The organism is uncultured Nitratireductor sp. (assembly GCF_913053745.1).
Taxonomy (GTDB): domain Bacteria; phylum Pseudomonadota; class Alphaproteobacteria; order Rhizobiales; family Rhizobiaceae; genus Nitratireductor.
The window spans coordinates 1-8,658 of record NZ_CAJXGF010000171.1 but is presented as its reverse complement, the minus strand read 5'-3'; the positions used below and the strand labels follow the sequence as shown (position 1 = coordinate 8,658).

12 protein-coding genes and 1 pseudogene are annotated in these 8,658 nt (G+C 59.9%); 6 read left to right on the top strand and 7 right to left on the bottom strand.

All coding sequences use genetic code 11. The features are described from left to right. The first annotated feature begins 86 nt into the window (after positions 1–86). A complete protein-coding gene (locus QZ638_RS20435; protein ID WP_295813792.1) occupies positions 87–413 on the top strand; it encodes a hypothetical protein in 327 nt (108 codons plus the stop codon). On the opposite strand, the gene QZ638_RS20430 is transcribed toward QZ638_RS20435, so the two are convergent. Then, positions 410–862 carry a GNAT family N-acetyltransferase gene (locus QZ638_RS20430; RefSeq protein ID WP_295813790.1) on the bottom strand — a complete coding sequence of 151 codons (453 nt, stop codon included), beginning with the start codon at positions 860–862 and terminating at the stop codon, positions 410–412. The genes QZ638_RS20435 and QZ638_RS20430 overlap by 4 nt on opposite strands. Before the next feature lie 92 nt (positions 863–954). Between QZ638_RS20430 and QZ638_RS20425 the strand changes: the two genes are divergently transcribed. Beyond that, complete coding sequence (locus QZ638_RS20425) at positions 955–1,398, top strand: nitronate monooxygenase (protein ID WP_295813788.1); 444 nt, start codon at positions 955–957, stop codon at positions 1,396–1,398. On the opposite strand, the pseudogene QZ638_RS20420 reads toward QZ638_RS20425, so the two are convergent. Then, positions 1,330–1,779 (bottom strand): annotated as a pseudogene (locus QZ638_RS20420) (asparagine synthase-related protein); the annotation flags it as partial. The gene QZ638_RS20425 and the pseudogene QZ638_RS20420 sit on opposite strands and share 69 nt — an antisense overlap. 288 nt (positions 1,780–2,067) lie before the next feature. Between QZ638_RS20420 and QZ638_RS20415 the strand changes: the two are divergent. Beyond that, positions 2,068–2,343: a DUF1153 domain-containing protein gene (locus tag QZ638_RS20415; RefSeq protein WP_295813786.1), complete on the top strand. Its 276-nt coding sequence runs from the start codon at positions 2,068–2,070 to the stop codon at positions 2,341–2,343. 207 nt (positions 2,344–2,550) lie between these two features. Here QZ638_RS20415 and QZ638_RS20410 read toward each other — a convergent pair whose 3' ends face one another. Then, entirely contained in the window at positions 2,551–2,925 is a 375-nt protein-coding gene (locus tag QZ638_RS20410; RefSeq protein WP_295813783.1) for a flagellar export protein FliJ, read from the bottom strand. A gap of 444 nt (positions 2,926–3,369) precedes the next feature. On the opposite strand from QZ638_RS20410, the gene ctrA reads away from it, so the two are divergent. Then, on the top strand, positions 3,370–4,065 hold the full coding sequence (gene ctrA / locus QZ638_RS20405) for a response regulator transcription factor CtrA (protein ID WP_295813781.1): 696 nt from the start codon (positions 3,370–3,372) through the stop codon (positions 4,063–4,065). Between the two features lie 102 nt (positions 4,066–4,167). Here ctrA and QZ638_RS20400 read toward each other — a convergent pair whose 3' ends face one another. Both QZ638_RS20400 and chpT read right to left on the bottom strand, forming a co-directional pair. Next, positions 4,168–4,536 (bottom strand): response regulator, encoded by a 369-nt coding sequence (locus QZ638_RS20400; protein ID WP_295813779.1) that lies wholly within the window; start codon positions 4,534–4,536, stop codon positions 4,168–4,170. A 103-nt stretch (positions 4,537–4,639) separates the two neighbouring features. Next, on the bottom strand, positions 4,640–5,272 hold the full coding sequence (chpT, locus tag QZ638_RS20395; protein WP_295813776.1) for a histidine phosphotransferase ChpT: 633 nt from the start codon (positions 5,270–5,272) through the stop codon (positions 4,640–4,642). Between the two features lie 358 nt (positions 5,273–5,630). Here chpT and QZ638_RS20390 point away from each other — a divergent pair, with 358 nt between their 5' ends. Further along, on the top strand, positions 5,631–6,221 hold the full coding sequence (locus tag QZ638_RS20390) for an EipA family protein (RefSeq protein WP_295813775.1): 591 nt from the start codon (positions 5,631–5,633) through the stop codon (positions 6,219–6,221). A 157-nt stretch (positions 6,222–6,378) separates the two neighbouring features. Continuing rightward, entirely contained in the window at positions 6,379–7,614 is a 1,236-nt protein-coding gene (locus QZ638_RS20385; RefSeq protein ID WP_295813773.1) for a hypothetical protein, read from the top strand. A 14-nt stretch (positions 7,615–7,628) separates the two neighbouring features. Here the strand turns inward: QZ638_RS20385 and QZ638_RS20380 are convergent, their stop codons facing one another. Both QZ638_RS20380 and QZ638_RS20375 read right to left on the bottom strand, forming a co-directional pair. Next, positions 7,629–8,432: an RNA methyltransferase gene (locus QZ638_RS20380; RefSeq protein WP_295813770.1), complete on the bottom strand. Its 804-nt coding sequence runs from the start codon at positions 8,430–8,432 to the stop codon at positions 7,629–7,631. Beyond that, on the bottom strand, positions 8,429–8,658 hold a 230-nt coding region (locus QZ638_RS20375; protein WP_295813768.1), incomplete at its 5' end, for a DUF2470 domain-containing protein. The genes QZ638_RS20375 and QZ638_RS20380, both read right to left, overlap by 4 nt.

Here is an 8,658-nt window from a genome sequence, read left to right as displayed (position 1 = left end):
TGACGAAGGGGATGCCGAGCGCGGCAGGGGCGAGGATGACGCCGAGATAGGTCGAGGCGAGCCCGATCGAGGCGTAGAAGAAGAACATGCCGGTCGCCGTGATGATCACCGGCACGATCATCGGCGGTGTCATCGCCTTTCTGGCTTTCTCCCTGGTTGTGGTCTCGGCGCCCATGCTGCTGAACACGGAGGCGAATGTCTTCGTTGCAACGCTGACCAGCCTGCGCTCGGTGGCAAAGAATTTCCTGCCGATGCTGCTCTGGGGCATCATCATCGTGGCACTGACGGTATTGGGCATCGTGACAGGCTTTGTCGGCCTGATCGTCACTTTCCCGGTGATTGGCCTTGCCAGCTGGCGGGCCTACCGGGACCTTGTGCCGTCCTCCGCCGGGGATCTCGGAGCAGCCGGCTAGCCCAGCGGATGCTTCAGGTGAGGCAGCTTGCGTCCGGGAATGGAGGCGGACTCTGCCGTGCCGCTGCGTACCGCGCCGAGGCCCTCATAGAAGCCGGCGGCGTCCGGTTCTGAATCGATGAGCAGATTCTTTGCACCATTGTCGCGCGCCACGCGGCAGGCCCAGACATAGAGCAGCTTGCCCGCCCCCTCCCCCAGCCGGTCAGGCTCCACGAACAGCTTTTCAAGCACGGCATCCTCACCCTGCTTCGAGAGCTGCACGAGGCCCGCAATGCCGCGCTTGTCCTCGGCCAGCATGATGGCGTCTTCAGCGAGATCCTCCGGCGTGACGGTCAGCTCCGCCTCAAAGGCCTTCAGCATGTCGCCGGAATAACCCCAATGCGCCTTGGACCGCAGGCAGAGGTCCGACAGAGCGGTGAGTTCATCGGGTTTCGGTTCACGCAGAATCATGTGGCCAATCTAACGTAATTGTGCCGTGACGCTAGGCGAGGACTTGCCCGGCGGGCCGTTCACGCCTTTTCTGCCCCAAGGAGGAAACAAATATGAGCGCAAAGCCGATCAAGACCCGCATCACCGAAATGCTGGGCATCGAGAAACCCATCATCCAGGCCGCCATGGGCTGGATCGCCCGGTCGCATTTGTCCTCCGCCGTGTCGAATGCCGGCGGCATGGGCATTATCGAGACCTCTTCCGGCGACCTCGACGCCGTGCGCGAAGAGATCAAGAAGATGAAAACGCTGACGGACAAGCCATTCGGCGTGAACGTGGCGCAGGCCTTTGTGCGCGATCCGGACATCGTGCAGTTCGTCATCGACCAGGGCATCAAATTCGTCACCACATCCGCCGGCGACCCGATGAAATATACCGGCATGCTGAAAGAAGCGGGCCTCACCGTGTTCCACGTCGTGCCGTCGCTTCAGGGCGCGATGCGCGCCATTGGCGCGGCTGCGGATGTAGTGGCCGGTGGCGAGCGCATCGGCGCCTAGCTCCCGTGCGGTTTCCAGAAGATCGGCAAATTTGACGGTCTGGTTGCACGAAACGCAGGGGATCGGCGTTTCCCCGGCCACGTAGCTCTGCGCAAACGGGTCGATCACCGCTTCGCGAAAGCGCTGTTCGTAGTTCAGCACATAGTGGGGAATGCCAAGCGTTTCGGAAACCCGGCGCGCATCGTCGATGTCCTGGCCGGCGCAGCACGAGCCGGGGCGATGCGCCGCCTCGCCGTGGTCGTAGAGTTGCAGCGTCACGCCGACGACGTCATAGCCCTGCTTGGCCAGAATGCCGGCGACGACGGAGGAATCAACGCCGCCCGACATCGCCACCACGATTCGGCAGTCCTGCGGGCGTCCGGGCAGGTCGAGGCTGTTCATTTGCTTGATCTTCTTTGTCTCTGATCGTGGCCGATTACATGCCAATGCGGCGAATATAGGTCAAGGACCGAGGTCCCGCCAGCGTGAAGGTTAACGATTGTCGCTGCCTTCGATATCCCGGTTTCCTTGGGCTTTGCTGCCCTTGTGTGTGCAATTTGAAACAAAACGGCAGCAAATTCCTAACGCGGGATTCATGTCCGTTACCGTATGCTTACCATGTGTTTAGGCAAATTTTAAAGCCGGCGCATTAGCTTGTGGAACGGGTCTTGAGTTCAGGTAGAGAGTACTATGACCGAAATGGTTCGACCGCGCGTAAAATATGTCATCGGCCCCGATGGGAGTCCGTTGACAGTTGCGGACCTTCCGCCGACCAATACGCGTCGGTGGGTAATTCGCCGCAAGGCGGAAGTGGTGGCCGCGGTTCGCGGTGGGCTTTTGAGCCTTGAAGAAGCCTGTCAGCGTTACCGTCTGACGGTGGAGGAGTTCCTCTCATGGCAGGCCTCTATCGATGATCATGGCCTGGCGGGACTGCGGACAACGCGTATCCAGCAATATCGGCATTGATCGGGTCTCGGCCTATTCTCCCCGCAAACGGAGAATAGGCTGACTGCCTTTCAAACCCGAAACGGGCCGGCGCCATGCGCCGGCCTTTTTCTTTATCCGCGTTGGCGTTGACGACGGTGCATGCGGTCTGAAACGCAAAACGGCAGGGCGAGCCCTGCCGTTGAAATCAAATTGTCCGTGTGTGTGCGTGGTCGAGAAGCCGCCGTTTCAACCCGTCATTGCACGGGTTGACCCTGCGTCTTGCCGGCCGCGCCCGTCGCGGTTCTCCAGTGCCTCGGCCTTGGCGAGTTCGGCTTCCGCCTCGGTCAGTTCCGCTTCTGCCGATTTGCGTTGTTCGACAAGTTCGGCCTGCGATGTACGCAGGTTGTCGCGGCGCAAGCGCGCCGCCTTGGCAAAGGTCGGATATGCGAAGTGGTTGAGGTCGGTGATGCCGGCCTTCGTTTCCTCGGACGTGATCTGTGCGTCCAGTTCAGCGGCCATGCGATCGAACTCGGCGATCATCGTATCCAGCTGCGCCATGCGGCGGCGTTTCTCATTTACCTGAAACTGCTTTAGTCGAACGAGGTTTTCACGCGGCTTCATACTCGATACTCCCACAATACGCACACTCACCAGCGCCCATCGGCGGCTGTTCGTCCCGTTGACGCCGGGGCAGTCTCCCAAGGTAAGCGCAGTTAGGAAACAAATTCCTAAGATTTAGCGCGCTCGGTAACCATTCGTTTACGGGCATTGTTAATCATAAGGCGGATGGCTTAAGGCACGGTAAAGATGATGCGTGAGAAAGCCGTAATTTGATTGATTGGAGAGTCGCTTAGCGCAATTTGCTGATGCGATTCGATATGTTCGGGAGCGGATATTTTGCCATTGGAATCAAATCGGTGCCTTCAAAAGCTTAAAAGGGATTCTGGCGCTTGCCAGACCGAATTAGATTTTGTTAACCATTAACTGGCAGCCTCCGATTCAGGCAATCATTGCTTCGGTGCCGGGTGCCTGCCAGGCCGGGTCGGCGGCGAAAAGGGGATAAAGATGCGCGTTCTGCTGATTGAAGACGACAGTGCCACGGCACAGAGCATCGAGCTGATGCTCAAATCAGAGAGCTTCAATGCCTATACGACGGACCTCGGAGAGGAGGGCGTCGATCTTGGCAAGCTCTACGACTACGATATCATTCTGCTCGATCTCAACCTGCCGGATATGTCGGGTTACGAGGTTCTGCGGACACTGCGCCTTTCTAAGGTGAAGACGCCGATCCTTATCCTCTCCGGCATGGCCGGTATCGAGGACAAGGTGCGCGGCTTGGGCTTCGGCGCGGACGATTACATGACCAAGCCGTTCCACAAGGACGAGCTGGTTGCGCGCATTCACGCCATCGTGCGCCGTTCTAAGGGACATGCACAATCGGTCATCACCACGGGCGATCTGATCGTCAATCTGGATGCCAAAACGGTCGAGGTTGCTGGCCAGCGCGTTCATCTGACGGGCAAGGAATACCAGATGCTGGAGCTTCTTTCGCTCCGCAAGGGCACGACTCTCACCAAGGAAATGTTCCTGAACCATCTTTATGGCGGCATGGACGAACCGGAACTGAAGATCATCGACGTGTTCATCTGCAAGCTCCGCAAGAAATTGGATGCGGCATCCGGCGGACAGAATTTCATCGAGACGGTGTGGGGGCGTGGCTACGTGTTGCGCGAGCCGGAGGAAATTCGCGAAAGCGCTTGAACCGCTCGCTTCCCCCTTTAGAAAAGCAAAAACCCGGTCTTGTGACCGGGTTTTTGCGTTTGTTGTGGCATTTTGCGAAGCGCGGGCCAGCGAAGCGAGAGTCTATGCCGCCGTTTGAAACATGCGGAATTGTTCTAGCAGTTGGCTACGGGTGAAGGGCTTGAGCATATAGCCCTGGGCGCCGGCGCGCTTGGCGCGCATGATTGCGCCGAGATCGAGTTCGGCCAGACACAGCAGGATATAAGGCTTGAATTCGGCCGGCAGTGCCATCAGCCGACGCACGAGGTCGCTTGAATCCATATCCGGAAGCGAGCTGTCGACGATGATGACGTCGGCCATGTCATGAGCGGACAGGTCCAGCGCCTCCTGGCCATTGGCGGCCTCGGTCACCATCATTTCGGCGCTGGTCAGAATCCGTTTGGCGACTTTCCGGATAACGCTGGAATCGTCGACAATCAGGCAGCGAGCCATTCTTCACATCCTTTCGTGCAACGCCGTCTGCCATGAACAGGCAGGCAGGAGGGACTATGAATGCGCGCTGGTAAAGCCGCTGCAAAGACTTATGGTTAACAGGTTATTTTCTGGCGGATAGGATGATTTCTTCGGCTGTGGCGCGAATGTTGACGGCCATACCGGTCTCCTTGGCAAGAAGCAGTGTGTAGTAGAACTGGACACTGTGCGCGTCGATCGGCTCCTCGGGCTTGTTGCCGGAGTGGAGCTCCAGAAATTTTGGGGGAACGCGCAGCATCGGACCTTCCGCCTTGATCGTGAAGGCGGGATGGCTTTCGAGGTCTTCCAGGAGGACACGCAGCTTGCCGCCGCGCGGTATGGCGGAGTTCGCGACAAGAAGCAGATTCAGCAGCAATTTTACCTGGTTCTTCGGCAGGAGCGCGCGTGATCCGTTCCACTCCAGATCCGGCTTTTCATTGTTGATGAAGGCCATGGCGACGGCTTGTGCGTCGCCGGTATCGATCTGCATGCCTGCCGATCCGGCTGCACCGAAGGCGATGCGCGCAAACTGCAGGCGCGCCGAGGCGTTCACCGCGCTGGCGCGGATCAGGCTCATCGCATCTTCGTCGGCGCCGCCTTCGTCCAGCAATTCGAGACCATTGTTGATGGCGCCTACCGGCGAGATGATGTCGTGGCAAACGCGACTGCACAGAAGAGCGGCGAGATCGGGCGCGCTCAGCGAGAAAAGTTCGGACATGGGCATCTGTCCTCCAGACGTTGTTGCCAATCGGGCCATATCCGCCTGCTCGCGTCGCGGGTCTGGCCGGTCTTTGCTCTTGTGGTCCTGACTTCGAACAGGTTCCAGTCTCCAACCGAATCAGATCGTGGAACGCGCTGTTTCTGGTTACACAGGCCGGCCAAACCGGGCAACAGTTCGGCCGGAAATGGCGTGTATCTCGCCGGGTTCGCGGGCACTTCAGGTCATCCGTCGGCCATGTTTCAGGTTGAGGTTAACAGTTGGAAAAGATTCGCAGCCTATTTTGAAGCAATCGTGGCTCGACGCGGAGCGACGGAGGGGCGGTCTACGGCAGCCACTCATGGATGGAGAATGAACAATGCCTGCAAGGCTTTTTGACTGGATGCGTCTTATCCAGGCTGCGCTGTTGGTTTTCGCGGTCGGCCTTGGCGCCTTGTCCTTGACGACCAAGTCGGCACGGGCCAACAACGCCTACACGGCGCAGGAAATCGTTGACGCTGGACACGGTTTTTTCGGCGCGACCACCGGCGGTTTGGCGACCGTCGTCGAGAAGGTCTTTTCCAATTACGGCTTGCCGAACGGCTACGTTCTCGGCGAGGAAGGCTCCGGTGCGTTCATTGGCGGTCTCACTTACGGTGAGGGAACGCTCTACACCAAAAACGCCGGCGATCATAAAGTCTTCTGGCAGGGGCCTTCGATCGGCTGGGACTACGGCGGTCAGGGATCGCGCGTGATGATCCTCGTCTACAACCTCAACTCCGTGAACGACCTTTACCGGCGTTTCGGCGGTGTTGCAGGATCGGCCTATCTTGTGGCCGGCTTGGGTTTCAATGCGCTGACCAACGACAACATGATTCTGGTTCCGATCAGAACCGGAGTCGGCGCCCGCCTGGGTGTCAATCTGGGCTATTTGAAGATGACCCCGCAGCCGACGTGGAATCCGTTCTGAGGACGCGTGGCGGCGGTGGCGCATCGAATGTCCGATGCGCCGCCGTCATATTCAAACGGTATCGGATGCGTATCAGCTTGACGTGCGTGTCGTTTTGCGTGACCCAAGGATGGCAACTGCGCGCGCAGGGCTTCGTTGACGTTATGGGTTTCATGCGGTGATCACGACGATACTGCTCTTCCTTCTGGGGTTTTTCACTGCGGGCTTCATCGCCCTGCTTGTCGCACCGCTTGTGTGGCGCCGTGCCGTCAATCTCACGACAAAACGCATTGAAGCCAGCATGCCGCTTTCGGCCAACGAGCTTGAGGCGGAGAAGGACCGGTTGCGCGCCAGCCACGCCATGGCGGCCCGCCGGCTCGAAATGAATATCGACAGCCTCAATCGAAAGACATCTTCGCAATTGGTTGAGCTGTCTCATCTCAGCGACGAGGCGCGCAAACTCGCCGAGGAACGTGACGCGCAGGACAAGGTGATCGCCACCTTGCAGGGCGAGACCGACGAGCAGCGCAACGCGTTGACCGAGAGCTCCAATGTCATTGCCAGCCTTGAAGCGAAGCTCGACGAAGTACGTTCGGAACTCGACGTTCGCGGCTCCGCCTTGACGGAACTGAACGATCACTATGAAGAAGAACGCCTGTTGGCGAGCAGCCGTCAGATAGAGATGGTCGCTCGTGAGACGGAGCTGCGCAAGGTCGAAGACGATCTCGCCGCGGTTCGTCGCGAGCGCAAGGATGCAGTTCGCGCCGCCCGCGATGCCGAGAGCGCGCGCAAGCAGGCGGAAGCGGGCCTCAAGCTGGCGGAAAAACGCCATGCGGATCTTCAGGAAAAATTGGAGAGCCAGATGAGAGTGGTTTACGAGCGCGAAGAAAAACTGGAGCGCCGGGAAGCCGAAATCGCCCGTTTGCGCAAGGAAATGAATGCGGCGAGCGAGGCGAGCCTTTCCGATCAGGCCGCGCGTCGGCTCGAGGATGCCGAGGCGGAACGCGACCGGCTTTCCCGTGAGCTCGCCGACAAGTCGCTTCAGCTGCGCTCTCTCCTTGCAGGCGGACGCTCGGGTGCGGCCGTGCCGATACAGGATTTCGAACCTGAAAGGGAAAAGCTCAAGACACGCATCTCCCGACTGCTTCAGGAGAATAAGAAGCTTCGCGCCGAACTCTCGGACAAAAAGCCGGGCGGCAAAGCCGCGTCGTCCAAGCTTCAGGCAGGGGCGCGGTCGGACGATGCCTTGCGCGAGCAGATTCACGCTCTGGCAGCCGAGGTGGTCGGTCTGACGGCGGCACTCGAGGGAGCGGATTCGCCGATTGCCGGTCTCCTCGAGGAAAAGGAGTTTGCAGACGAGGGGCGCCCCCTCAGCTTGGCCGATCGGGTCCGCGCCCTGCGCGATCGCGCATAGGGATCGGCGGGCGGTCAGCCCTTGCGCCAGAGCCGGTGCAAGGCGATGGCCGAAGCGGCCGCCACATTGAGGCTGTCGAAATCCGCCGCCATGGCGATGCGCGCGGTGGGCAGACGCGTCATGTCGTCATGAGAAAGCCCGTGCCCCTCGCTGCCGAGCAGGAGGGCATCGCGCTGCGTACGCTCCACTTCGGCGATGTCGATCTCCCCGCGCGGGCTTAACGCCAGAAGGGAAAAGCCTCGCGCCTGGAGCGCTGCGGCAAGCGCTTCCGTATCGCCGAACCGCGCGAAGGGCACTTTGAGCGTGGCGCCCACGGAAACGCGGATCGCCTTGCGATAAAGCGGATCGCAGCAATCCTCCGTCAAAAGCACGGCGTGCGCGCCGAAAGAGGCGGCATTGCGGAAGATCGAGCCGACATTGTCATGGTTGGAAATGCCCGACAGCGCCACCACCAGCGCCCTTTCAGGCAGCGTGTCGAGAAGGGCCTCGCCGCCGATGTCGGACTTCCGCCCGATGGCGAGGATGCCGCGATGGATTTCAAACCCGGCGATCTGGTCCATCACTTCGGCGCTGGCCGTGTACACGGGTACGCTATCGGGAATGCGTGCGATCAGATCGCCAAGCCCCGCAAAGCGGTTCTCGCGCAGAAACACGCTCTCCGCTGTTAGACGGCTGGTGGAAAACAGCACATTCAGAACCACACGCCCTTCGGCCACGAAACGCCCCTGCCGCCCAACGAGATCGCGTTCACGAATGTTCCGATAGGCCACGATGCGTGGGTCGTCGGCGCTTTCGATCCGGATCGGTTCCCGTGTCACGCGGCAAGACCGGCCCGCGCTTCCTTCGCCATGGCGACGAGGGTGGGGCGCATCTGCGACGCGTCACTCAGGGGAGTGTCAAAGAAAATACGGCGCGTTTCGTCGCTGAGCGCCAGGTCCACGCCTTCGGGATCGATGCCGGTAAGCTGCCATTTTCCTGCCGAGGCGCGGGCGAAGTGGCGGGCATAATTCTCCACCGCATCCGCGTGGTCGCTGTTCATATGCG